Raw genomic sequence first — 24852 nt, forward strand, 5'->3', positions numbered from 1 at the left:
AAAGCTGGTGAGAAGAAAAAGCACAGGGCTCGTAGACCTTGACACCGCCAACCCAGTCGGAACTTCAAAAAGGGGACCCGCTTGTCGAACACTTCTTCCCTGAGAATCTTCCGCCCGTAGGGTGGCTTTGGCTCGACGGTCCCCTTTTTTAAGTGGAGACGGCCAGTGAATCCCCCTTGCGGGCGTGTCAGAGTCGAAGAGAACTGTGCTTTTTCTTCTCCTCCACTATGCTGACTCCACTCATAAGGAGTTTTTTTATGTAAATTTTGTGAATTGTTTTGTTCAACACTTTGTTCATTTTTATCTACAAAGAAAAAGGGAATCAACGGTATAATGGAGATTGGATCAAGGGCAACATTTAATAGATAAAAATTGGTATTTCATATTGACACAATATGTACATATGACGACGCCCAGCAAGAGTGGTATCGTCCAAGATTTTACATTTTGGAAGGGAGGATATAAACATGGGAAATGAACATCAAATGCACGAGATGTCACCGGCTGCCGGAACCGCAACCTTTTCAGATTTATGGAGTCCGGATGTGATGCTTTTGTCGTTACTCGTGACTACTGTCTATTTTCTTGTAACCGGTCCTATGCATAAACGTTTTGAAAACGCTACACCGGCGACTGGCAAGCAAAGATTACTTTTTGTGTTGGCAATCGTGTTGTTTTACACCGCACAAGGAAGCCCTATCAGTTATTACGGCCATCATTACATGTTTAGTTTGCACATGCTCCAACAATCGATCTTGTACTTTGCCCTGCCACCGCTTATGCTTCTCGCAATGCCTGAATGGCTTTTGGCCAAGATTTTCCGTCCGAAAGCGATGAAGTTCATACTAAACTCTTTGACACACCCGTTAGTGGCAGCGCTGTTGTTCAACTCACTGTTTTCGTTTTACCATGTTCCATTTATTTTTGATGCCGTCGCGATTAACCATGAGTGGATGACGTTTTATCATGTCATTCTCGTGATTGCCGCATTTGCGATGTGGTGGCCGATTGTGAGTCCGTTGTCTGATAACAAGCGACAACTGGCTGGATTGAAAAAACTGTCGTACGTTTTTGCAAACGGTGTCTTGATTACGCCCGCCTGTGCGCTGATTATTTTTGCTTCGGAACCGCTGTACGCTACGTATATAGCTGCGCCACAGCTATTCCAAAGCCTCGACGCGTTTAACGATCAGCGTCTTGGCGGAATCATTATGAAGCTGGTACAGGAGCTTGTTTACGGCTGTGTGCTGGCCTATGTCTTCTACCATTGGTACAAGGCAGAGAAGCAGGACGACATGCCGATGGATCAATCTTTCGGTGCTGAAAAGCCGACTTATTAAATATGCGCGAACAGCAGAAACGTTTGTTGAATGAGGTGAAAAAATGGGGCTCATATTGCCTACGGTAAGTACGGCTTTTATCGTGATTAGCGGAATTCTCGTTGCGATTGGCTGGTACGCCATTGCGAAAAAGCAAGTAGAAAAGCATATGAAGATTATGAAATGGGCTGCGATCTGTGCCACGATTTTCTTTATCACTTATGTATCCAGAACGGCCTTTGTCGGAAACACGCATTTTGGCGGACCAGACAGCATCAAGCCAATCTATCAGACGTTCTTGTTTTTCCACATCATCCTGGCAACAGTCGGTGGTGTGATGGGTCTGATTACACTCAGATACGCTTACAAGAAAAACTATGCTTCTCATCGTAAGATCGGTCCTTGGACGTCCATTGTGTGGTTTGTCACTTCCATTACAGGAGCTGCGGTTTATTTACTGCTGTACTGGATTTATCCAGGTGGAGAGACGTCTGGCGTACTGGATGTAATTTTTGGTAAGTAATCGTTTTAGTAGTTTTTTGGGCATTGGATACAATGTAGTTAGTTTATCCAGTCATGATTCGGATGTTCAGATAGAAGGAAACAGGAGGTACAAAACGTGGACCAGCAAATGCCGATGCAGGAATCGCTTGATGCCGATGCTGCTTTGCAGACACAGCCGGTAGGGCCAGCTACCTTTCAGGATTACGTACAACTGACGAAGCCTGGTATTACCCTGTCAAACTTGATGACCACTTTTGCTGCTTTATGGTTAGCGTCCTACGGTTATCCGAACTGGAAACTGGCTTTATTCACCATGCTAGGAACCGCTTTGGTCATTATGTCGGGTGCGGCTTTAAATAATTTCTACGACCGTGATCTGGACAAAAAAATGAAGCGGACGCAAAATCGTGCGGTAGCGACGGGAAGAATTTCTGCACGTAACGCGATCCTCTTAGGGATTGGCCTGCTGTTGGCAGGGGTTACTGTGTTGGCTGTATATGCGAATCCCTTGGCGGCGGTTTGGGGATTAATCGGTCACATTTTTTACGTGTTGATTTACACGCCGCTGAAAAGAGTAACAACTCTCAATACGGTGATTGGTGGTATTTCAGGTGCAGCTCCTCCAGTGATTGGGTGGGTAGCAGTAACAGGCACCATGGACATGACGGCTTGGCTGTTGTTCCTGGTCTTGTTCTTGTGGCAGCCTCCCCATTTTTTGGCGTTGGCCATGCTGAAAACAGAAGAATACCGTGCAGGTAATCTGCCGATGCTACCGGTAGTAAAAGGCTTTGCCGAGACGAAGCGACAAATGGTGCTGTGGGGTTCGGTGTTGTTCCCGGCTTCTTTGCTGCTGTTCGTCCACGCTAGCCTAGGCTATGTGTATTTGCTCGTCATGGGCGTGATGGGGATTGTGTACATGGTTCTGCTTTTACAGGGGTTCAAAACCAAGGATGATCTTACTTGGGCACGCAAACTGTTCGGCTATTCTATCCTTTATTTGACCGTGTTTTGTGCAGCGATCGTCATTAGTACCATGGTCAACTATTATTGACACGAAACACTCACTAAATGTTCACGGAACATCCCTTGCTTAGCAGGGGATGTTTCATTATCGTAAAAGAGGACATAGAACGAGGTGTTGTTTGATCCTCACAAGAAACAGGGTGAATTACTATGGAAAAATGGCTGAAGCCGTTAGCTTTTCTTGCTACCTTGATCATGTTTATCGTGATGGTAGCCGGTTCGCTTGTTACCAAGACAGATTCAGCACTCGGCTGTGGAAATGACTGGCCGCTGTGCAACGGAAAATGGGTTCCGGAATACACGTTGGCATCCATTATTGAATATTCTCATCGCCTGATTACAGGTGTTGCCGGTATTGTTGTCGTGATTTTTTCTGTACTTTGCTGGCGCTATTACAAAGGCAACCAAGAAGTTCGCAATCTCGCTATTTTTGGTTTGTTTTTCATCGTAGTGGAGTCCATTCTCGGCGCTTCTGCCGTCATTTGGCCACAGTCCTCATCTGTTTTGGCTCTGCACTTCGGATTCTCCTTGCTTGCTTATTCAGGCGTGTTCTTGTTGAGTGTGTTCGTTTATCAGCGGGAAAAAACGCAAAGCTTGGTGAAAACGACCGTCTCAAAAGGCTTCCGCAACTGGATGTGGTTCGTCGCAACTTATACGTACGCTGTTGTTTATCTCGGAGCGTATGTCAGACATACGGGTTCAAGTATGGCATGCAGTGACTGGCCGCTGTGTCAGGGACAGATTATCCCAGAGTTGTACGGACAGACTGGTATTCATTTTGCCCACAGAATCGCTGCGATGGTGTTGGGATTCTTGTTGTTGGGGACAATGATTTACTGCATACGTCATTTCAAGGAAAAACGGCGTGACTTATACGGTGCGAGTATCCTGAGCTTTATTCTTTGCATCGCGCAGGTGTTCAGCGGTGGCTTCGTCATTATTTACAAGCTTCACCTGTATGCTACACTGACTCATTCCATGATTATCACCATTTTGTTCGGGATCATCTGCTACATGTGCTTGCAGACGTTGAAGTCACCGACAAATGAAAAGCTGAGAAGATAAGAGGAAAGCTGCGCTCCTGATTTGTGGAGGGCAGCTTTTTTTATATGATGTGGCTGTGGTGGGGAAGAAGTGCATTTCCAGTCTACGCTTCGGCCTACGCCCTGCAAGGGGGATTCACTGTCCGCTAAGAAATAAATGGCGGGAGCGCTTCAAACCAGAAAACGTGACAGCGTTTATGTATGTGATAAAAGCTGAAAACCCCCGCCATTCATTTCTACGCTAGGTAGGGCTCCAGAGGCGCTTGGACTGGAAATGCACTTCTTCCAACGCGACTTTCGATAAAACCAATTGCGAGTGGATTCAAAGATGCTTCATGTCCTACTTTCACGATGGTGTAAACGTAGCGGAGCAGATACACAGCTGTTGGGAAGTCCTGTCACATGTTCGGAAGGAGACCGCCCGAACGAAGAGAGGAAAAAGGCGACTGGAGAACATGTGGCAGGGCCTCGCCCCCACCCCAACCGATTGAGGACATCGAATTACAGACCGTCAGGCTATTGCCCAGACGGTTTTTCAACATTCACCGGAACAAAAACACCATTTTCCCAACGATACATTTGCAAAGCAGTCTCAGGCTTGCCCGGCAGCAGTTCAGCTGTATCCGGTTTTAGCTCCTGCTTCGTTTGCCAGTGGTAGAGCAGTGGGTTTGCTTCGTCATCATGTACGATTTGATAACTGCCGACAGTACGAAAAAGTTGACCACCCGGCACGGAAACCGTTTCCCGCAGCAGTCCTTCCCATGCTTTGACCAAACGACCTTTGTCCAAATACCACAGATTCGCCTCGTAGACCGATATGCCTGATCCGCCAGTATGCTGGACGGTTTCAAATACTCGTTTTTCTGCGAGTAAACGCGGTTCAACTTCAGTGTTCTTATCAATCTCGGAGTAATTCACTTCACGCGTATAGTCCCAATGATCCAATTGCAGGCGCGGTGGATTCCATTCCTCTTCCGCGATGAGGGCATACGTACGATCAGGTTTTTGATCCAAAACGTAAAAATTCCCGATATGTACGCTGCCGTTATGCTTGGCGACAATTTCTGGTTCCGGGTCATCATCGAGATTGACGAGTTGAAAATCAAAGTTGTCGGTAACAACTGGATTTTTGGCTTGCTTGTCAATCCAATCCATTACTTGGGTCTTGGTAGGCTCTCTGGAGGCAAGGGAAGAGGGGGCAGTGAGGACGAGACTGGAGACGGTAAGTCCTACTGTCAGGGTGAGCAACAGGCGGGAATTACGCAACGGTAACGAGCTCCTTTCCGGGATGAGATCGATCAATCGCGACCTTTTCAGTTGGAAGACGAGCAGTCAGGAGTAAAAGTTACGGGGAAGTGGAGTAAATTTCAACCGCGAACCGCGCTGTCTTTTGTTACAATGAAAAGCAAACACATGATCGTGGAGAGTGATAGTAGATATGCGGATATTACATACAGCCGACTGGCATTTCGGGCGGCAGCTGGAAGGGCGGGACCGACGGATAGAACAAACAGCTTTTGTGGACGAGCTTTGTCACATCGCTGATGAGCGGGAAGTGGATTTGGTGCTCATTGCTGGGGATGTGTACGATTCGGTCAATCCGCCTGCTTGGGCGGAAGAGCTTTTTTATGATGCATTGGAGCGCTTGTCTTCGGAAGGTAGGCGAGGTGTTGTCGTGATCGCGGGGAACCATGACCAGCCTGAGCGGGTGCGGGCAGCAGCGCCGCTTGCCACAAAGCACGGAATTGTTTTGTTGGGGTTGCCGAAGGAAGCGCCACTGCTGACGCAGGAAGCATCGACTGATCGCGTGCAACTTGTGCAGGGAGGCCCTTCTTGGCTAGAAATGAAGATTCCTGGCTGCGCAGCGAATGCGGTCATTTTGGCTTTGCCGTATCCTTCTGAATCGCGATTAAAGGAGCTGTTGAGCGAAAGCTTTACCCAGGAGCAGATGCAGCTTGCTTTTTCCGAGCGCATTGCACAATTGCTTGCTGATCTGTCTGTTCATTTTCGTGAGGATACGGTCAACCTGGTCACGAGCCACTTGTTTGTCATGGGCGGTAAGGAAACAGATTCCGAGCGACCGATTCAAATTGGGGGAGCGTTGACTGTATCACCGCAGGCTTTTCCGAAGAACGCTGATTATGTGGCGCTCGGCCATCTCCATCGACTGCAAAAGCTCAGTGACAAGCCGTTGGTGCGTTACAGCGGTTCACCGATTTCGTACAGCTTTTCCGAAGCAGGTCAGAGCAAGGCAGTCGTACTGGTCGAGGTGGAGCCAGGGCAAGAAGTGCGTGAGGAGATCATTTATTTGACGAGCGCACGGCCATTGGCACGTTGGAGGGCGACGGAGGGAATCGAGCAAGTCGAGCGCTGGTTGGAAGAGGGACGAGATGCAGGGGCGTGGATTGACTTGGAGCTGCATGTATCTGGCGTGATCGACCCGGCAGAATTTCAGCGTGTCCGCAAGCTTTCGGATGATTTCTTGAAAATACAACGTGTTGTCGTGAGGGAAGAGCGTGAGGAGGAAGAGGAACAGCGAGTCGAGCTGACAGAGCTGACGTCCGATCAATTGTTCAAACGCTTCTATGAACGGAGACGGGGAGCAGAGCCGGATGAGCAGCTGGTGGCCTTGTTCCAGCGTCTATTGGCAGAAACCGGAGGAGAGGGGGAAGAAGAGTGAGACCGATACGATTGAAGCTGGCAGGGATGCACAGCTACAGAGAAATGCAAGAGGTCGATTTCGAAGTGCTATGTCAGGCGGGACTGTTTGGGATATTCGGTCCGACTGGAAGCGGGAAATCGACAATCTTGGACGCGATCACGCTAGCGTTGTACGGGCAGGTCGTCCGGTTGGGCGGGGGAAACCATCCGAAAGAAGTGCTGAACCAGCTGGAGCAGCGCGTATTTGTGTCCTTTACCTTTGAGCTGGGGACTGGCGATGAGCGCAAGCAATATACGGTGGAACGGGAATTTGGCCTGGATAAAAAGGGGAACAAGAGACAACCGGAAGTAAGGCTGATTCAGTCGGGAGCCTTGACCGGAGAGCCGGATGTCGTATTGGAATCCAAAGCCACGTCCGCGACTGCCGCGATTGAGGCGCTGATTGGTCTCACTTTGCAGGACTTTACCCGGGCGGTCGTTTTGCCACAGGGGCAATTTTCCCGTTTCTTGACGCTGAAGGGCAGTGAGCGCAATGAAATGCTGCAACGAATGTTCCGCCTACATATTTATGGGGAAAAGCTGAGCGAGCGCGTACGCCACGCGTTGGAGCAGGTCAAGGAACAGATGCATCGCTTGCAACTGGCGAGTGCAGCTCTGGGTGACGCAGGTCCGGAAGCCTTGGAGCTGGCGAGACATACATGGGAGGAAGCTGCGCAAAAAGAGCAGGAATTCACCCAGCAAAAACAGGAGCTGGCCGGGAAGCTAAAGGAGCTGGAGCAGCTGAACCAGTGGCATCAGGAGCTATTGCAAGTCCAGGTGCAACTACAGCAGCAGGAAGCAAATGAAGCGGAAATGGCATCCCTAACCGCGAAGATTCGCGAATGGGAGTCGAGTATTCGATTGTGGCCATTACTCCAGCAATATGAGCGTTTGGATCAGGAATGGCATGCGACCGGTACGGCATTGGAACGCAGCCGCGAACAACAGGAGAGTGCTCGTTTGGCCGTAGACGAGGCAGAGCAAGCGTATCAGAAGGTTCATGCCGAGTTGGCTGTACAGGAGCCGTTACTGATTCAGCAAAAGGGCAGGCTGGTACAGGCACAGGAGTGGGAAGAGGAGCTAAAGGCGATCCGGGAAGAGTGGACAGGTCTGGAGCGAGAGTGGAATGAAGTGTCAGTCGCCTTGACCAACATAGAACAACAGTTGGAAAAGGATGAAGCCGAATTAAAAAACTGGGAGCTAGCGTGGGCGGATCTGCAAGAACAGATGAAGCAGGTCACGATCTCTCCTGAATGGCGAGCACAAATAGCGGCAGCCAGAGAAGCGAAGCAGCAGTGGGAACGAGACTATGCCAAGGTACGTGAGCTGGAAAAAGAACAACTCGCAGCACAGGAGCACATCCAGGCGGCAACCCATACGGCCGATGAGAACAAGCGCAGCTGGGAAGCGTGTGCGAATCGGTTGGCACAAAAAAGAGAAGAGCTGGCAGCACCTACCGACTCGGCTTTGATGAGCGAAGCAGAATGGGAGAAAGCAAGAAATATACTGGCAGACATGAAGCAGGTAGGTCGCCAGTGGCGGGAAGTATTGCAGGCTTTCTCATCATGGCAGGAGAAGTCGCAACACATCGTCCAGGAGCGTAAGCAGTTGGATGAGCGCAATCAAGAGCTGACTCGGGCAGTAGAGACAAGCGAAGCACTTGTGAAGAGTCAACTGGTCCAACGAGATGAGCTGCGCCAAGAATGGGAACGCTGGCAGCAGGAAAACATGGCGCGATTTTTGCGCGAACGTTTAGAGGAAGGCAAGGAGTGTCCGGTATGTGGTTCCGAACACCACCCACACGGGCACCAGAACCATACAAAAGCGTCTGAAGTGGGGACGGAGGGTGATGCCCTGCGTGCCCGAATCAAAGCGTCAGAAGAGGCTTTGCGTGCGGCTGAGCAAGAAGCAGGCAAGACCAAGGAAGCCTGGTTGGCAGCGAAGGGAGCGCTTGCTGCTTTTGATGAGCGCCTAGCAAGCGTAAAGGCTGAACAGGAACAGCTGGAAGCGCGCTTGGAAGCGATCAAGGCAGAGTGTCGCGGGTACGGACAGCCTTGGATCGTGGATTCTTTTGAAGAGCTACTCGGAGTCTATCAGCGCGAGGAAAAAGAACGGATCGCCAAGCAAGCGGAAAGAGAGCGACTAAAAGCAGAGCGTGAGCAATTGCAGCAGCAGCTGGAGGCCTTGCGTGAGGAAGAAGCGGAAAAGAAACGCTTGATGGAGCGGAGCACGCTGTTGCTCGAGCAGGCACAGAAGGCAATCAATGACAATAAAGCTCGCCTGGACGCTGCATCCATGCAAGAAAAGCAATCCAGAGAAGAGCTCGACGCGAAGCGCAATGAGCTTCCCATCGAGGAAATCGAACAGCGGTACGAGGAAATCGGAAAATCAGATCGCCGTTTAGCAGAACTACAGCAGGTACGATCCGAGAAAGAAACGCTGCGCGGAAAGCTGACGATGCAAGTAGAAGCCGCCAAGTCGCGCAAGGTAGAGGGCAAATCACGGGAAGCGGCGCTGAAGGAAAAGCTTGAAGATAGAAAGCGCATGTGGGAACAAAAACATGCTCAATGGCTGGAACGCACGGGAGGACTTACTGCGCAGGAGTGTCTGATGCGGGTAGAGGATTCTCTCCTCGGTTTGCGTCAGGCAGTCACGTTGGCAGAGACAAAGCGCAAAGAGACCGCCGAGGCGCGGGAAACGGTGCAAAACAATCTGGTCAAATATTCGGAGACGTTGGCCATCCTCACACGGCAACGCACGGAAGCTCACGAGACATTGTACCAAGGCTTGCAAGAAACAGGTCTCGGCACTGTCGAGTATGTACGGGAGCGGTACGCAGAGCGCGAGCAATTGCCACAGGCACAGGAACAAGTCGAGGCTTACACGCGAATCGCAGGGCAGCTTCGTTACGAAGAAGAAAGACTACAGCAAGCAGTAGCAGGCCGTTCGTTTACGCAAGAAGAGCTCACCACTGCAAAAGAGGCATGGGAGCAATGGGAGCAAGCCTTCCAGGAGGCGCAAAAGCAAGTCGCTGTCGCCAAAGAGCACGTGGATCGCATGGAAAAAAATCATGACAAATGGCAAGAGCTTCATAAAGAGATGGTACAGCAGCAGGATGAGCAGAGCCGCTTGGAAGAGTTGAAAAAGTTGTTTGAAGCCAAGGCGTTTGTCCAGTTCATTGCGGAGGAAAAACTGGTATCAATCGCCAGAGACGCTTCGTATCACCTGAAGCGGATGACCGCCAATCGTTACGGGCTGGAAATCGGCGACGAGGGCGAATTTGTTTTGCGAGATGAAGGTGCTGGAGGAATGCGCCGTCCAGTAAGCACATTGTCTGGCGGGGAAACATTCCTGACTTCCTTGTCGCTGGCTCTTGCCCTGTCGATGGAGATTCAAATGCGTGGCGGCCGCCTGGAGTTTTTCTTCTTGGACGAAGGCTTTGGGACACTCGATCCGGAGCTATTGGAAGTCGTTATGGATGCGCTTGAACGACTGCGCATGGACGATTTTACCATCGGGGTCATTAGCCACGTCCCGGAAATACGTGTGCGCATGCCGCGTCGTCTGGTCGTGACACCAGCAGAACCGATGGGAAAAGGCAGCATGCTGCATCTGGAAATGGAGTAGGGAAGGGGAAAAATCATGGCAGTCCAATTTATACTGGGGCGGGCAGGAACGGGGAAGACAGAATCGATCCATCGGCAGATGCAAGCCCGGCTACGGGAAAAGCCGTTGGGTTCGCCTATGATTCTGCTCGTACCGGAACAGGCCAGCTTTCAGGAAGAGTATGCGCTCGCCACACTGCCAGAGCTAGGCGGTGTGATGGGGACACAAGTGCTCAGCTTCGGTCGATTGGCTCACAGGCTCATGCAGGAGCTGGGCGACCTGACTACCGTGCCTGTTGACGATCTGGGCAAGCATATGGTTTTGCGCATGCTTTTGGAGCGGCATAAGGAAGAGCTGAACGTATTCGGGCGCTCGGCGACACAGCCTGGGTTTGCTTCTCAGCTCGGTCGCTTGATTAGCGAGTGCAAATCGTATGGGGTATCCTTCACCGATTCCGAGAATCTGGAGTGGGGAGGAGCCAATCTCAATCAAAAAATACATGACCTTCGCTTGATTATGAATGCGTACGAGGCTTACTTGTCGGAGGGGTATTGTGATGCGGATGACATCCTGAACCGAGTGGCCACAATGGTACGTGATTCCATGTACATCAAGCAGGCTGAAATATTTATCGATGGCTTTACCGGGTTTACGAATCAAGAGCTGCGCTTGATCGAACAGTTGATGCAGCACGCCAAGCAGGTGACGATTGCACTGACGCTTGACCCGAATGAACGGGACGCCTCTGTGGATGAACTGGGGCTGTTCCACCCTACACTGCGAACATACCAAGCCTTGACACTGATGGCGCGTGAATCGGGTGTCTCAATCGCCAAGCCGCTTTTATTGGCCGAGGCACAGCGATTCAAGAGCAGTCCATGGCTTCGTCAGGTCGAACAAGTGTATTTCCAATGGGGAGACCCGCCAATCCCGGATCAGCCCGGACGTTCGGACGAAGTGACGATGCTCTCAGCAGTGAACAGGCGAGCAGAGGTAGAGGCTGTGGCGCTGAAGCTCCTGACTCTGTCGAGAGAAGAGGGGTATCGCTGGAAGGACATGGCGATTTTGCTTCGGGAAATTGGTACGTACGCTGACGAGATTTCGGCTGTATTTAACGAATACGGCATCCCGCACTTCTTAGACCAGAAGCGCTCTGTCATGCACCATCCCTTGGTCGAGCTGGTGCGCTCGGCATTGGAGGTCATTGTCACAAAATGGCGCTACGATGCTGTTTTCCGCTGCTTGAAAACAGACCTGCTCCTGCTGGATATCACCGATGAGCATACAGCTCGGAAGGAAATCGACCGACTGGAAAACTACGTGCTGGCTCATGGTGTCTTTGGTTATCAATGGGCAGAAGAATCTGCTTGGCATTTCCGCGGGCAAGCTGGCGCTGAGGAAGACGCGAAAATCGATGAGTTGAGACGCAAATACGCAGCGCCGCTCCTGTTCTTTGAAAAAGAGATGAAGCAAGCAACGGGCAATAACGTACAGGAAATGACTCTTGCCCTGTACAACCTTCTGATCGCGCTGGATGTGCCTAACAAGCTAGAGAATTGGCAGCGGAAGGCAGAAAATGACGGTGATCTCGATGCAGCACAGGTGCACGGACAAGTATGGACGGGATTGATCGAGCTGATGGATCAGGTCGTGGAGGTCATGGGCGACGAGAGCATGGATCTGGCGACATTTGCTCGTGTGCTCGACAGCGGTCTGGAGACGATTGAATTGGGACTCGTTCCCCCGGCGCTGGATCAGGTGCTTATCGGGGCCATGGAGCGCTCCCGTCAACCGGATGTCAAAGCTCTGTTTTTGCTTGGCGTAAACGAGGGCATTATTCCGTTGCGTCCAAAAGAAGAAGGAATTCTGGATGAGGCGGAACGTGAGCGACTGACTGAAATGGGAATGTCTCTGGCACCGAGTGCAAAGCAACGGCTGATGGCTGAGCCTTACCTGCTGTACCAAGCGATGACGAGACCATCGGAGAGACTGATCCTGAGCTGTGCGTTGGCAGATGAAGAGGGCAAGGCACTGCTGCCCTCCTCCGTGTTTACACGCATCCGGGAAGTGCTGCCGGATATCCCGCATCAGGTGTTTTATAACGAACCAACCGGGCAGCACGAGACCGATGCATTCTTGCTCGGTCATCCGAGACGTGTGTTCCGCCACCTGTTGACGCTATTGCGATCTATGAAGAAAACAGGAGAGCTGCCAGATTTCTGGTGGGAGGTATACGATTGGTATATTCGTACCTCTTCCGATGTCAAACGGGAGCAGTGGCTGTTGTCCGGCTTGCGTTACTTCAATCGACCGCAGGAGCTGGATTTAGAAACGAGCACGGCCTTGTACGGCAAACAACTAAAAATGAGCGTGTCTCGTCTGGAGCGGTTCCAGTCATGTCCGTTCTCGCATTTCTCTTCTCACGGTCTCAGATTGGCAGAGAGAACGATGTACAAGCTGGAACGTTTCGATGTGGGAGAGCTGTTCCACGCATCACTCAAGCGAGCCGTTGAAAAAATGAACGAAGACAATCTGGAGTGGAGCAAGCTGACGGAAGACAATAGCATGCAGCTTGCAAATGTGGTTGTAGAAGAACTGGTTCCTGCGACTCGCAGCAGCATTTTGACGCGGACCGCCCGGTATCGTTATTTGTCCGGCAAGCTGAAGCGTGCAGTTGGCCGCGCGATTTACGTACTCGGGGAGCATGCGAAGCGCAGCCGTTTTGCACCAGTAGGACTGGAGGTTTCGTTTGGGCCGAGTTCAGATTTACCGGGATTGGCTTTAACGCTTGAAAATGGCGTGGAGCTTCAGTTAATCGGACGAATTGACCGCGTTGACCAATCACTGGATAGTGAGGTCCCGTATTTGCGCGTGATTGACTACAAGTCCAGTCCCAAGCAGCTGTCTCTCTCCGACGTGTGGAATGGCCTGAACTTGCAACTGCTCGTCTATCTGGATGTCGTCGTGGCAAATGCGGAGGAATGGCTGGGGAAAAAAGCCGAAATGGGAGGCGTTTTCTACTATCAGGTAGCCGATCCTTTTGTGACGGCAAAACGCTTGCTAACGGCTGACGAAGCGGCAAAGGAGCGGGCAAAGCGCTTGCGCATGAAAGGCTTGATGCTCGCAGACCCAGAGCTGGCACGAATGATGGATGGCTATGTAGAGCAAGGGGCGTCAGAGCTGGTGCCATTTGAAATCAAAAAGGACGGAACGCTTTCGTCGCGATCATCTGTGGCAACAGCCGAGCAATTCCAAGCCTTGACCTCCTATGTTCGCGATACCGTGAAGCAAATCAGTACGCGCATGACCAACGGGGAAATCCAGATCGAACCGTACACAAATGGGACGATGACTGCTTGCGATTACTGTTCGTACAAGCCAGTATGCAAGTTCGATGGAGATGCAGGCGGGAATGAGCACCGACAGCTTGCCAAGTGGAACAACAAGCAAATATGGAGCATGCTGGCAGAACAGCAGATGGCAGGAGAAGGAGGAATGACCGATGGCGGATCAACAATTGCAGGCCAAGCCTGAACAATGGACGGACGAGCAATGGCAAGCGATTATCCAGCGCGGGAATAATCTCCTGGTGGCAGCGGCAGCAGGCTCAGGGAAAACCTCTGTTCTGGTTGAGCGGATTATCCGACGGATCATGGACGAGAAGGACCCGGTTGGTGTCGATCAGCTGTTGGTGGTGACCTTTACCAATGCGGCAGCGGCTGAGATGCGTCACCGGATTGGCGATGCATTGCGAAAAGCATTGAAAGATGACCCGCACTCTTCTCATCTGCGTCGACAACTGGCTCTACTCCAGCGGGCGACGATTACGACACTTCACTCGTTTTGCTTGGGGATTTTGCGCCAGTATTACTATCTGATTGAACTCGATCCTGATTTTCGCATTGCCGATCAGATGGAAGGCGAGCTTTTGCGGCAGGATGTCTTGGAGGAACAGCTGGAGAGCTGGTATGAGAATGACGTGGATTTTCATGCATTAGCTGATGTGATGCTGGACGGTCAGGACGATCATGCTCTCACCATTTTGCTGCTCAGGCTGTATGAGTTTTCACGCAGTCATCCGGCACCAGAACAATGGCTCGGGGAAGCGGCTGGAATGTTTGCGGTTCACGATAAAAACGGTCTGGACGGACTGGAGTGGACCAGAAGCGTGCTGCGTTCTGTGGAGCTGGCACTCGGTGGAATGATGGCTAAGATGCGCAGGGCAGTTCTATTGGCAGGCTCACCGGAAGGGCCTGCTGGCTATTTACCTTTGCTTGAGGCGGAAGCAGCTGCCCTAGAGCGTGCTGGAGCGGCTTGCATAGATGGCTGGGAAGCGACTGTCGGAGCTGTCCGAGGAGTTGTATTTGCCAAGCTGCCTCCAGTGAAAGGTACAGATCCGCTCGTGAAGGAACAGGTGCAAGACCTGCGAAACAGCGTGAAAAAGGAACTGGCAGAGCAAATCGAGCAATACTTTTCTACGACAGCCGAGCAGTACGTTGCGGATTTGCAGCGGATTGCTCCTCACATGCAGACATTGGCAAGACTGGTGACAGCATTTTCGGACGCATTTCAATTGGAGAAGCGCTCGCGTGGCTTGGTCGACTTTGGCGACTTGGAGCATCTTGCTCTGCGCGTTTTAACCGAAACGAATGAGTCTGGGGAGACTGTTCCTTCGTCTATCTCGACCCAATTGCGTGAACAGTTCGCGGAAGTGCTGGTAGACGAATATCAGGATATCAACCTCGTGCAGGAGACCATCTTGCAAATGGTTTCCCGAGACGGAGCGGATGGTCAGCCAGCGAATCGCTTCATGGTGGGTGATGTGAAGCAGAGTATTTATCGGTTCCGCTTGGCAGAGCCGAAGCTGTTTCTCGAAAAATATGTAACCTATCAAAAAGATAGGGACGCTGACGAAGCGTGCATCGGACGGCGTATTGATCTGGCGGCAAACTTCCGTAGTAGAAGAGAAGTCGTAGATGCCGTTAACTTTTTGTTTCGTCAGATCATGTCTCACGGGGTAGGTGAGATTGGTTATGATCCTTCGGCGGAGTTGATCAACCGTGCGTCTTATCCTGAAGCACAGCCAAACCGTTTGCAGGCAGAGATGCATCTGATCGACCGGAATACAGCGATAGCAGAAGAAGGTCAGGTGGTTGTTGCCGAGTCGACAGATGAGGGCGAAGCAAGTATTCCCGAGACAGCAGGAGAGTCCGCAGAGGAAGCGAGTGTAGCACAGCTGGAAGCGCGACTAATCGCCAGCCGCATTCGACGTTGGATGGAGCCAGGCGAGGGAGAAGAGCCACTCCTCGTTTTCGATAAAAAGGCTGGGGGAATGCGTCCGCTGGCCTATCACGATATCGTTATTTTGCTTCGTGCGACCTCAGGCTGGGGGCAGACAATGCAAGAGGAGCTGCACGCGGCAGGAATTCCTGTGTATGCGGAGCAGACTGCGGGTTATTTCGCGGCGACTGAGGTAGAAACGATGCTCTCCTTGCTGCGTGTCATTGACAACCCGCTCCAAGACATTCCATTGGCAGCTGTTTTGCGGTCTCCTATCGTCGGCTTGCGGGAGGAGCAACTTGCTCAAATCCGCATTCATTACGCGACAGGGCCGTTTCACCAAGCCGTACTCCAATATGCAGAGGAACGCCCGGTCCAAGAGTCGTGGGAGAGAAGGCTGCGACAGTTTTTTGGCCGATTGGATCTATGGCGGACAGAGGCTCGCAGAGGTGCTTTATCGGAACTGCTGACGATGCTATACCGGGAGACGGGCTATCTCGATTATGTGGCGGCTCTGGAAAACGGTCAGCAGCGACAGGCCAACTTGCGTGCGCTCTATGATCGTGCGAGACAATACGAAGCTGGCTCCTATCGAGGTTTGTTCCGCTTTTTGCGCTTTGTCGACCGTCTGCAAGAAGCGGGCAATGATATGGGTGAAGCACGAACCATCGGAGAAAACGAGGATGTCGTACGCATCATGACGATCCACAAAAGTAAGGGGCTGGAGTTCCCGGTTGTTTTTGTGGCGGGTATGGGCAAGCAGTTTAATACGATGGATTTGAAAAGCCAGTTTTTGCTGCACAAAGATCTGGGCTTTGGCCCGATGGCAATCGAGCCCTCCATGCAGCTGCGCTATCCGAGTCTGGCTGCGCTAGGCATCCGGCAAAAGCTGCGTCGGGATATGCTGGCAGAGGAAATGCGTGTGCTTTATGTGGCTTTGACGCGTGCACGCGAGAAGCTCATTCTTGTTGGTTCATCGAGGGATCTCGCAAAAAGTGTGACGGACTGGGGCAGACAGGATGACAGCGAGCGGCTCAGTGACGAAGACTTGATTCAGGCAAAAGGATACCTGGATTGGGTAGGGCGTGCGATGCTGAGACATCCTGGCGCAGGATTACTGCGGGCATATCCAGAGCAACAAGGATCAGGAGATGTCGTGAGAGTCAGAAGTGTGCTGGATGATTCGGTTTGGTCGTTTCATTTCTATCAGGCAGATGAGCTTCGTGCTCAAGGAGAGTCAACCAACGACGAGGCGTCTCTGTGGGAGCGCATGACCAGACGAGAGGCGATTGAGGAACGACCGTCTGATGACACGTTGCGAGAGATTGTCGACACGAGGTTAGGATGGCAAGACCCGCATCCCATTGCGCCACGCGTCGCTGCGAAATGGAGTGTCAGCGAACTCAAGCGACATGTCAAAGTCAGCAAAGGCGGACAGCCACTCACACTGCCGTCGATTACGGAAAAGCCAAAGTTTTTGTCTGATCAAAAATCAAATCGACTGACAGCAGCAGAAAAAGGGACAATTACGCACTTAGTGTTCCAACATCTCGATTTGAAGCGTCCGCTGGATGAAGCGGATATTCGGGAGCAGGTGATGGCACTCGCGGCACGTCGCTTTTTGACTGACGAGCAGGTACAAGCAGTAGATGTTCCACAGATCGCCCGATTCTTCGCTGATCCTTTGGGGCAGCGAATGAAGTCGGCGGCGGTCGTGCATCGTGAATTACCATTTACCCTCGTGCTTCCTGCTTATGAAGTAGAAGCGGAGTTGGGTGAAGAGAGCAACGAGCAGGTTGTCGTTCAAGGGGTCATTGATTGCCTATTGGAGGAACAGGATGGAAGCCTCGTCCTGATCGATTTCAAGACAGATTGGATGGCAAAAGAGGCGACTGCCATAGCCATCGAAGAGATGAAGAGAAGATACGAAGGGCAGATCAGGCTATACGTCCGGGCGATCAAGCAGATCATCAAGCCAAAAGGGAACGTGTCTAGTTATCTTTATTTACTCTCAGGTGGATTCTCTCTTTCGTTTTCGGATGAAAGCATGGACTAGTATGTTGGACCGTCAGGGTTAATAGCTCTGGCGGTCTTTTTGTATAGGACAGCATCTGTGGTGGAGGAAGAAGCGCATTTCCAGTCTACGCTTCGGCCTACGCCCCGCAAGGGGGATTGACTGTCCGCTCCGGAATAAATGGTGGGAGCGCTTCAAACGTAGAAGTTTCGAGGAGGTAATCCATAAGTGAAGCTGAAATTCCCCGCCATTTTTCCTGCGCTAAGGTGGGCTCCAGAGGCGCTTGGACTGGAAATGCACTTCTTCCTACGCGGCTTTGGTTAATAAGTCCGAAAGTAAATTCGAGGAGGCTTCTTTGAACGGTCACCATTATTTATCTAACAGCTGGAAGAGATCAAAGCTACACGAAAGCACTGTCACATGTTTGGAAGGAGACCGCCCGAACGAAGAGAGGATACAGGCGACTGGAAAACATGTGGCAGGGCTTCACCCGACCACTACGGTTAGAAGAAAACCCCTAATGGTTTTACGAAACGGGAACATATGTGCTATAATTAGTTAAAATTTTCCTAATCTACATAATGATCAAACAAGGAGAGAATCCAATGAAAATGTTTTTCCAGTATAACTGGCAGGTACGGGACGAGTGGATGGGATGGTGTAAGCAGCTGTCGTCAGATGAATTGCTCCGCGAGCGTACAGGTGGGGCTGGCACGATTTTGTACACGCTGTTTCACATTACAGATGTGGAGTATAGCTGGCTTCGAGGTGTACAGGGGAAGCCGGATATTCAGGTATCGTATGAAGATTACAAGTCTCTGGAAAAGGTAAAAGAACTATCAGATGCATGGCGCATAGAATTGCGTGATTTCATCGAGAATTGGTCAGACGAGATGGAGAACGAATCGGTAAAGGTCGCCTGGGATGATGAAGTGTACACGAAGGGGGAGCTGCTTCGCCATGTCATCGCCCACGAGATTCATCACATGGGACAGTTGTCCATTTGGGCGAGAGAGCTTGGGATTACGCCAGTTTCCGCCAATGTCATTGGGCGCGGATTAGCAAGTAGGTAGCCCTGACAAAATCCGCCCAAACTGCACATGTGCATAATTTTCCTCCAAACGGATCATACTCCAACTGTTTTCAATCACAGTTGGAAGTGAATGACCCGCTTGGGAGGTCGCACATGATGTCATGGAAAAATCAATTGCTGAGGAAAAAGTCAGTTGCACAAATGCTGGAGCAGGTGGATAAAAACGAAAGCTCTCTCAAAAAGTCACTAGGTGCTTTTGACCTCACGATGCTGGGCATCGGCGCGATCATGGGAACAGGGATTTTTGTGTTAACGGGAGTTGCCGCTGCCTTGCACGCTGGGCCAGCACTTGTTTTGTCTTTTGTTATTGCGGCACTTGCCTGTGTGTTTGCCGCACTCTGCTATGCGGAATTTGCTTCGACTGTTCCAGTGTCGGGAAGCGCATATACATACAGCTATGCGGCATTTGGCGAGTTTGTCGCCTGGATGATTGGGTGGGACTTGATTCTCGAATACGGAGTGGCTTGTGCTGCGGTGGCAAGCGGATGGTCGGGGTATGCACAGGGATTGCTAGCCGGGTTTAACATCCACCTGCCGCATGCGCTCACGAGTGCGTTTGATGCATCGAAAGGAACGATCATCGATCTACCTGCGGTCCTCATCATTGTCATCATTACAGCTTTGTTGATGAAGGGAACGAGAGAGTCAGCGAGCTTGAATACCATCATGGTGTTAATAAAAATAACGGTAGTTGTCCTGTTCCTCGTCGTTGGGGTCATGTATGTCAAGCCGGAAAACTGGAGTCCATTTATGCCGTTTGGTTTTGCGGGAGTAGCGACTGGTGCCGCAACGGTGTTTTTTGCTTTTATCGGGTTTGATGCGGTGTCCAGTGCGGCCGAAGAAGTGCGCAATCCCCAGCGCGACATGCCAATCGGGATCATCTCGTCCTTACTCGTGTGCACGATTTTGTACATTGCTGTCTCGCTGACATTGACAGGGATTGTTCCGTACAAATTGTTGAATGTCAAAAATCCGGTAGCGTTTGCGCTCAGTTATGTCAATCAGGACTGGGTAGCCGGCTTCATTTCGTTGGGTGCTATCGTCGGGATCACGACCGTTTTGTTAGTCATGATGTATGGACAAGCCCGGATGTTTTTTGCGATGAGCCGAGATGGCTTGCTCCCTGAGCTCTTCTCGCACGTACATCCCCGCACACAGGTACCACAAAAGAGCACGCTCGTCGTGGCAGTATTAGTTGCAACCTTCGGTGGATTATTGCCCCTCTCTAGCTTGGCCCAGCTCACTAACATCGGAACGCTGTTTGCTTTTATTTTGGTCTCGATTGGACTAGTTGTACTGCGCCGCACTCACCCGCAATTACCGCGGGCTTTCCGGGTCCCGTTTGTTCCGCTTGTTCCCTTGCTTGCGGTTCTCTTTTGCGGATATCTCGTTTTCAACCTGCCTACGCTGACCAAGATCGGTTTTCTCGGTTGGCTGTCGGTCGGAGCGATCGTCTATTTCCTTTATGGGCGCAAACACAGTCGATTGGCAGCAAAAGACGACTCCTCCCAAACATAAGTGGCAGGTTCATCCGTTTAGGCATGTTCTACGTGAGCATGTCTTTGTTTGCTATCTGACAAAGCGATCCCATTCATGGTAGAGTAAAAGCAACCAAAACGACGAGGGAGAGCAGGCTATGAAGCGAAAACGAGCAGATCGACCTGGTTGGAGACGCGTGAAGCGATTGGGCTACCAGCAAAAGTGGGTAGAAGCTTTATCTTTCTCTGGGTACACTGTCCGTCTGACTTTGGACGAAGTAAGTGAGCCTGCTTACATGCCTGTCGGGGATAAAACTCTGTGTGTGGGCGATCGAGGATATGTGTACTTGCAGTATTTTCCCCATGGTCAAGCTTATGCCGTTACGAAAATGATGGATGCGTTAGGGAATACGGTGCAATGGTATATCGATATTTGCCGGGGACATGGCAAGGATGAGAACGGGCATATCTGGTATGACGATCTGTACCTCGACATCGTGGTACTGCCGACAGGAGAAGTATACCTGCTTGATCAGGATGAGCTCGATGAGGCATTGAAAAAAGGCGTTATCACGAGCGAGGATCACCAGTTTGCCTCCGAGACCGCTGATCTTTTATTACGAAATATTTTGGCGGACAAACGGGATGATTTTGACTTTCCGAATTTTTTTGCATAAACGTATGAAAGAACGAAGGCGGTTGTTGCTTTCGTTCTTTTTTTGGTCGACGTACCGCTTTTTGGAGTGGAGACGGAGGCCTGGAGCTTGCTCCGAGTTTTCTAATTTAGGAAGGTCACGATGGATGAAAGAGATCTTAGTCCAAAATAACCGTATTTTTATTTCGTGTAAAAAACTGTATGTTACGCCTTAAAAATGAAATACGATTTTTATGAACAAACAAACCATTTTGGAGGAGAAGTATGAAGAGTTTATTTCAAGCCTTACTCGCAGTAACACTCATGTTCAGTCTAACGCTAAACAGCAACAACGTATCAGCAAAATCGGAGCAAGAAGAGCTTGGTGTACCGAATCAGTTCCTTGATGATGAGCAGCTAGAGGAAATTGACGCGAAATTCGAAAGTGAATACCAGCTCAATAGCACGTATATTTCCGACAACCTAATCAGTTATCCAAAACCTGGGGATGTGTTCGTATCAGTTTCTAATCCTATTATTGCGCAGACAGATGTTCCTACAAACATTCAACCTGCGCTAACATTCTCGGTGCCAATTGCTTTTGACAATGATCCGTCAACAGTAGTATCTCTCTATAAGGTTGAAGGAAAATCACCAGTCAGCGGAAAATTGGAGATTAAAAATAACACACTCTATATTCGTCCTGACAAGACGTTGAAATCAAATACGAAATATGCGATCGAGATCGACAAAGGAGCAATTGTAAGCACCACTGATTCTACTAAATCGATCGATAAGTATTTATCTCAGTTTGTGACCAGCAACAACCAAGCGCCTATAGTAATCGATGTAGTGCCGTATGAAGAGGAAACAAAAGTGGATGTAAATGCGGTGATTAAAATTAAGTATGATCGCAAAGTGAAAAGTGGAACAAACGAATTCTTATTAATGGATGAAAATGCTGCGGAGGTTCCTGCAACTTTTATCGTCAATAATGACACGGTAACGATCAAACCGAATGCACCTTTAAAAAATAATGCAGAGTACTACTTAGCGGTAGTCCAAGGAGCAGTTAAGGATACATCAGGGAATGAAAGCTATAAATATCTTTCCGTGTTTTCAACAGGCACCCCATCTGATGGAGGGGATGATCTAGAATTAGGTGACCTCTCAACAGAGGTTGAGTAGAAGAAATCGTGAAGCATCTTTCTTTGACACCTCTGTTGCGACTGCTACAGGAAAGGGCGACAAGTGTATAGGGTGAAATGTAAAGATAGAAGGGTTGTCCCTATTCCAGAGACGGCCCTTTTTTCATTCATTCCTGCATCCGATTTCCCCTCCTACGGCTTTTTTGTTTACAATCGTTACAGGGATGTTTGAATTGCCGATTGGTGCGCTTGCGTTTATGAAAAGGTTGTCTCGCATCCATGAGACAGCCTTCGAACTATAGGTTTTAGATAGATCCTGCTAAAAGAGACATGGGCAGCCTAGGACGAGAAAATAAAGTCCTAGACTGCCGCAGACAATTACATCTCACCTGGTGTTTTCTGCCCGATGCGGGGGATATGCCGAAGCTTGATCACGGTGAGTATGGCGATAGCGATCATGAGCCCGCCACTAACGGCCACAACAGCATGCATGCTGTCGGTAAATGCTATCTGGGCGCCATGAAGAAGTGTTGAACCAATAGGTTCGGGTAAAGCTTTAGCTGCCGAGACTGCCCCAGCGAGACTTTCGCGGGAGGCTGCGGATGTGGAGGTCGTTACATCTCCCGGTATGAAGCCGGCAATTTGAGTGCGGTACACGTATGTTCCGATGCTGCCTAATACAGCGATACCCAGTGCGAATGCGAATTCACCGCTCGTTTGCAGCAAGGACGCCGCCGAACCCGCCTTCGCAGGAGGGGCTGAGCCGATAATTAGATCGCTGGACAAGCTCGCAAACGGGGCTGCTCCCATATTAAAAAAGATATAACCGACGATCAGGGTAGAGAGTCCGGATCCCGCTCCTACCTGGGACAGTAGAATACAACCAGTCGCCGAGACGGCAAGGCCTGCCCCGATAAGGAGCGACGGTCGGCGACAACAACATGCCTGCCATCGACGCAACCACTCCCGGGAGCATGCACATCGCTGCCGCAAACGGCGATAGTCCTTCCACGAATTGAAGATGCTGTGCGATGAAGAGCATGGAAGCGCCTGTCAATGTGATGCCGAACATGCCGCCCAGTGCTGTGCTGAAGGCGGGGGTTGCGAATAGGCGCAAATCCATTAGCGGACTGTCCAACCGTTGCTGCCGTCTTACGAATAACGTCCCGAAAACAACACCTGCCACGATGGCAATGAGCGGCAAGATATGTAGACCTTGCTTAGCGATTTCCTTTAGGCCGTATATTGCCGGTAGAATGGTGCACATCGACAGCATGACGCTAGTCATATCCAAATGACCAGGTGCGGGATCCCGATATTCGGGCAGAAGATGGGATGCAGTCAACAACAGCAGCGCCATGACTGGAACGCCGAGTAGAAAAATCGAACCCCATGAAAAATGCTCCAGCATCATCCCGCCGACTACTGGGCCAAGCGCCATGCCTCCCATGGAGCACATGAACCATATGCCTATGGCGAGGGAACGCTGCTTATGATCGCGGAACATATTGCTGATCAATGCCAGGGACGAAGGCGATATCGACGCCCCGGCTATGCCGAGTAGCGCCCGTGCTGCAATCAACATTCCAGAGGTGCTGGAGTAAGCGGCCAACACCGAAGCCGAACCGAATGCCGCTGCGCCGATCATTAGTAACTTACGGCGGCCGAGCCGATCTCCGAGCGAGCCCATCGTGATCAGACACCCCGAGAGCATGAAGCCGTAAATGTCCATGATCCATAGCTGCTCTGTACTGTCAGCGCCGAGAGAGACGCTTATGTGAGGAAGTGCGAGAATCATGACGGACAAGTCAACCGAAACGAGCAAGGCAGGCAAAGAAAGCACGGCAAGCCCAATCCATTCGTTCAAACCGGCCCGGATATTTGATTCAATTGCAGCCTCTTTCATTGGCCGTCCAGAACCTCTCCGAGCCGATCTAACATCACCTTTGTTCCGTGCTCACGCTGTTCAGCCGTATCGAGATCGTCAAGAAAAACGCCCTGCTCGGTATAGATCAAGCGCGTGCCGCCTTCCACGGAATCGAATTCCACCGTCGTCACGGAGACAGACATCCGCTTGTCTTCCATGTCCAGCGTATATGAGTATACAAGTCGCCTATTCTGAACGATCTCCTGATAGCAGGCATCGAATGTGTAAACGGGTCCCCCAGGCGGACCACCGCGATTGAATTCGCGTCCGCCGACGCGGAAGTCGAACTCTTCGGCTTTAGGAAACCAGCCGGCTTTGGCTGCTTGACCCGCCCATGCAGCGAATACACGGGCAGGGGCATGTTTATAGTTCCTTTCGATAACAAATGTGGAATGTTTGGCAGATCGTTCACTCACAGTCGAAACCTCCTTATCCGGGGTCTTCCGGATGCTCGTCTAAATATTCACCAAGTCGGTCGAGGTGGTGATCCATACTCGATTTTCTCTCGGCGAAAAATTTCTCATGCTTCATTCTCATCGTCCGTATGATGTTCATGAAATGCTCAACGGTAAACGGTTCGTTCCTTTGCATTCGGCTCGATACAATCTCAAGCTCATGCAAGAGTTTCTGCTGCATGCGGATACTTTCTTTCAGGCTATCTATTTGAATGGTAACAATGTCTGACAGGCTGAGTTGGTCTCCGGCCATAACGGCTTTAATCTGCTCCAGCGATAGCCCCAACTCCTTTAAGGACAAAATTTGCTGTAGACGTGAAATGTCCTTTTCAGTGTAGAGTCTGTATCCGGATGGCGAATAGCCGGATGGTGAAAATAAGCCTATCTGATCGTAAAAACGCAAAGTTCGTATCGTAATACCCGCCATTTTCGCAAGTTCTCCGACTTTCCACTGTTGCTTCATGATCAGCCCCTTTCTGGGTCGCTAGCGTTTCACCGGTGACTTCACTATAAACCGTTACGTTACGTAATGGTCAAGGAGCCTTATGAAGTTTTTTCCAATTCGTCTAAAACTTTATGATCTCGGAACATTTAAAAGCCCCTTCTTCCTGCTTTTTTGTTTACAATG

17 protein-coding genes are annotated in these 24852 nt (G+C 50.6%); 12 read left to right on the plus strand and 5 right to left on the minus strand.

Going from position 1 to position 24852, the window contains the following annotated elements; translation table 11 throughout:
* The first annotated feature begins 467 nt into the window (after window positions 1–467).
* From POF51_RS16605 to POF51_RS16620, 4 genes are all read left to right on the plus strand, one after another.
* Window positions 468–1340: a cytochrome c oxidase assembly protein gene (locus tag POF51_RS16605; protein WP_069849001.1), complete on the plus strand. Its 873-nt coding sequence runs from the start codon at window positions 468–470 to the stop codon at window positions 1338–1340.
* Between the two features lie 43 nt (window positions 1341–1383).
* Complete coding sequence (locus POF51_RS16610) at window positions 1384–1842, plus strand: DUF420 domain-containing protein (protein WP_069848998.1); 459 nt, start codon at window positions 1384–1386, stop codon at window positions 1840–1842.
* A 96-nt stretch (window positions 1843–1938) separates the two neighbouring features.
* A complete protein-coding gene (cyoE, locus tag POF51_RS16615; RefSeq protein ID WP_069848996.1) occupies window positions 1939–2874 on the plus strand; it encodes a heme o synthase in 936 nt (311 codons plus the stop codon).
* Window positions 2875–2996: 122 nt separating this feature from the next.
* The gene (locus POF51_RS16620; RefSeq protein ID WP_017251554.1) at window positions 2997–3911 is read left to right on the plus strand and encodes a COX15/CtaA family protein; all 915 of its coding nucleotides are present in this window, start codon (window positions 2997–2999) and stop codon (window positions 3909–3911) included.
* 494 nt (window positions 3912–4405) lie between these two features.
* Here POF51_RS16620 and POF51_RS16625 read toward each other — a convergent pair whose 3' ends face one another.
* Window positions 4406–5155, minus strand: coding sequence for a hypothetical protein (locus POF51_RS16625; RefSeq protein WP_271755752.1), 750 nt, complete (start codon window positions 5153–5155; stop codon window positions 4406–4408).
* A 172-nt stretch (window positions 5156–5327) separates the two neighbouring features.
* Between POF51_RS16625 and POF51_RS16630 the strand changes: the two genes are divergently transcribed.
* From POF51_RS16630 to POF51_RS16665, 8 genes are all read left to right on the plus strand, one after another.
* Entirely contained in the window at window positions 5328–6569 is a 1242-nt protein-coding gene (locus POF51_RS16630) for an exonuclease SbcCD subunit D (protein ID WP_017251552.1), read from the plus strand.
* Window positions 6566–10216 (plus strand): AAA family ATPase, encoded by a 3651-nt coding sequence (locus POF51_RS16635; protein WP_069848991.1) that lies wholly within the window; start codon window positions 6566–6568, stop codon window positions 10214–10216. Before POF51_RS16630 ends, POF51_RS16635 begins: the two co-directional genes overlap by 4 nt.
* 15 nt (window positions 10217–10231) lie before the next feature.
* Window positions 10232–13729, plus strand: a complete 3498-nt coding sequence (addB, locus tag POF51_RS16640; RefSeq protein WP_069848989.1) for a helicase-exonuclease AddAB subunit AddB — start codon at window positions 10232–10234, stop codon at window positions 13727–13729.
* Entirely contained in the window at window positions 13698–17531 is a 3834-nt protein-coding gene (gene addA, locus POF51_RS16645) for a helicase-exonuclease AddAB subunit AddA (protein WP_069848986.1), read from the plus strand. Before addB ends, addA begins: the two co-directional genes overlap by 32 nt.
* 563 nt (window positions 17532–18094) lie before the next feature.
* Window positions 18095–18562 (plus strand): DinB family protein, encoded by a 468-nt coding sequence (locus POF51_RS16650; RefSeq protein WP_069848984.1) that lies wholly within the window; start codon window positions 18095–18097, stop codon window positions 18560–18562.
* Between the two features lie 116 nt (window positions 18563–18678).
* On the plus strand, window positions 18679–20100 hold the full coding sequence (locus tag POF51_RS16655; RefSeq protein ID WP_017251547.1) for an amino acid permease: 1422 nt from the start codon (window positions 18679–18681) through the stop codon (window positions 20098–20100).
* Window positions 20101–20218: 118 nt separating this feature from the next.
* Window positions 20219–20737: a DUF402 domain-containing protein gene (locus POF51_RS16660; protein ID WP_069848982.1), complete on the plus strand. Its 519-nt coding sequence runs from the start codon at window positions 20219–20221 to the stop codon at window positions 20735–20737.
* Between the two features lie 242 nt (window positions 20738–20979).
* On the plus strand, window positions 20980–21882 hold the full coding sequence (locus tag POF51_RS16665) for an Ig-like domain-containing protein (RefSeq protein ID WP_069848979.1): 903 nt from the start codon (window positions 20980–20982) through the stop codon (window positions 21880–21882).
* 338 nt (window positions 21883–22220) lie between these two features.
* On the opposite strand, the gene POF51_RS16670 is transcribed toward POF51_RS16665, so the two are convergent.
* From POF51_RS16670 to POF51_RS16685, 4 genes are read right to left on the minus strand one after another with little or no spacing between them, the layout of a single operon-like run.
* Window positions 22221–22628 (minus strand): hypothetical protein, encoded by a 408-nt coding sequence (locus tag POF51_RS16670; RefSeq protein ID WP_244521781.1) that lies wholly within the window; start codon window positions 22626–22628, stop codon window positions 22221–22223.
* 25 nt (window positions 22629–22653) lie between these two features.
* Window positions 22654–23748 (minus strand): MFS transporter, encoded by a 1095-nt coding sequence (locus POF51_RS16675; protein WP_244521780.1) that lies wholly within the window; start codon window positions 23746–23748, stop codon window positions 22654–22656.
* Window positions 23745–24185, minus strand: a complete 441-nt coding sequence (locus POF51_RS16680; protein WP_069848977.1) for an SRPBCC family protein — start codon at window positions 24183–24185, stop codon at window positions 23745–23747. The genes POF51_RS16675 and POF51_RS16680 overlap by 4 nt, the downstream gene beginning before the upstream one ends.
* 13 nt (window positions 24186–24198) lie before the next feature.
* Window positions 24199–24687, minus strand: coding sequence for a MerR family transcriptional regulator (locus tag POF51_RS16685; RefSeq protein ID WP_069848975.1), 489 nt, complete (start codon window positions 24685–24687; stop codon window positions 24199–24201).
* Between the last annotated feature and the right edge of the window lie 165 nt (window positions 24688–24852).

This window comes from Brevibacillus sp. AG (assembly GCF_028369215.1).
Lineage (GTDB): Bacteria > Bacillota > Bacilli > Brevibacillales > Brevibacillaceae > Brevibacillus > Brevibacillus porteri.

Bases quoted from the DNA above. Each gene is read 5' to 3' on its own strand.
- POF51_RS16605 (WP_069849001.1), top strand. From the start codon at position 468: ATGGGAAATGAACATCAAATGCACGAGATGTCACCGGCTGCCGGAACC.
- POF51_RS16610 (WP_069848998.1), top strand. From the start codon at position 1,384: ATGGGGCTCATATTGCCTACGGTAAGTACGGCTTTTATCGTGATTAGC.
- POF51_RS16620 (WP_017251554.1), top strand. From the start codon at position 2,997: ATGGAAAAATGGCTGAAGCCGTTAGCTTTTCTTGCTACCTTGATCATG.
- POF51_RS16630 (WP_017251552.1), top strand. From the start codon at position 5,328: ATGCGGATATTACATACAGCCGACTGGCATTTCGGGCGGCAGCTGGAA.
- addB (WP_069848989.1), top strand. From the start codon at position 10,232: ATGGCAGTCCAATTTATACTGGGGCGGGCAGGAACGGGGAAGACAGAA.
- addA (WP_069848986.1), top strand. From the start codon at position 13,698: ATGGCGGATCAACAATTGCAGGCCAAGCCTGAACAATGGACGGACGAG.
- POF51_RS16650 (WP_069848984.1), top strand. From the start codon at position 18,095: ATGAAAATGTTTTTCCAGTATAACTGGCAGGTACGGGACGAGTGGATG.
- POF51_RS16655 (WP_017251547.1), top strand. From the start codon at position 18,679: ATGTCATGGAAAAATCAATTGCTGAGGAAAAAGTCAGTTGCACAAATG.
- POF51_RS16660 (WP_069848982.1), top strand. From the start codon at position 20,219: ATGAAGCGAAAACGAGCAGATCGACCTGGTTGGAGACGCGTGAAGCGA.
- POF51_RS16665 (WP_069848979.1), top strand. From the start codon at position 20,980: ATGAAGAGTTTATTTCAAGCCTTACTCGCAGTAACACTCATGTTCAGT.
- POF51_RS16675 (WP_244521780.1), bottom strand. From the start codon at position 23,748: ATGAAAGAGGCTGCAATTGAATCAAATATCCGGGCCGGTTTGAACGAA.
- POF51_RS16685 (WP_069848975.1), bottom strand. From the start codon at position 24,687: ATGAAGCAACAGTGGAAAGTCGGAGAACTTGCGAAAATGGCGGGTATT.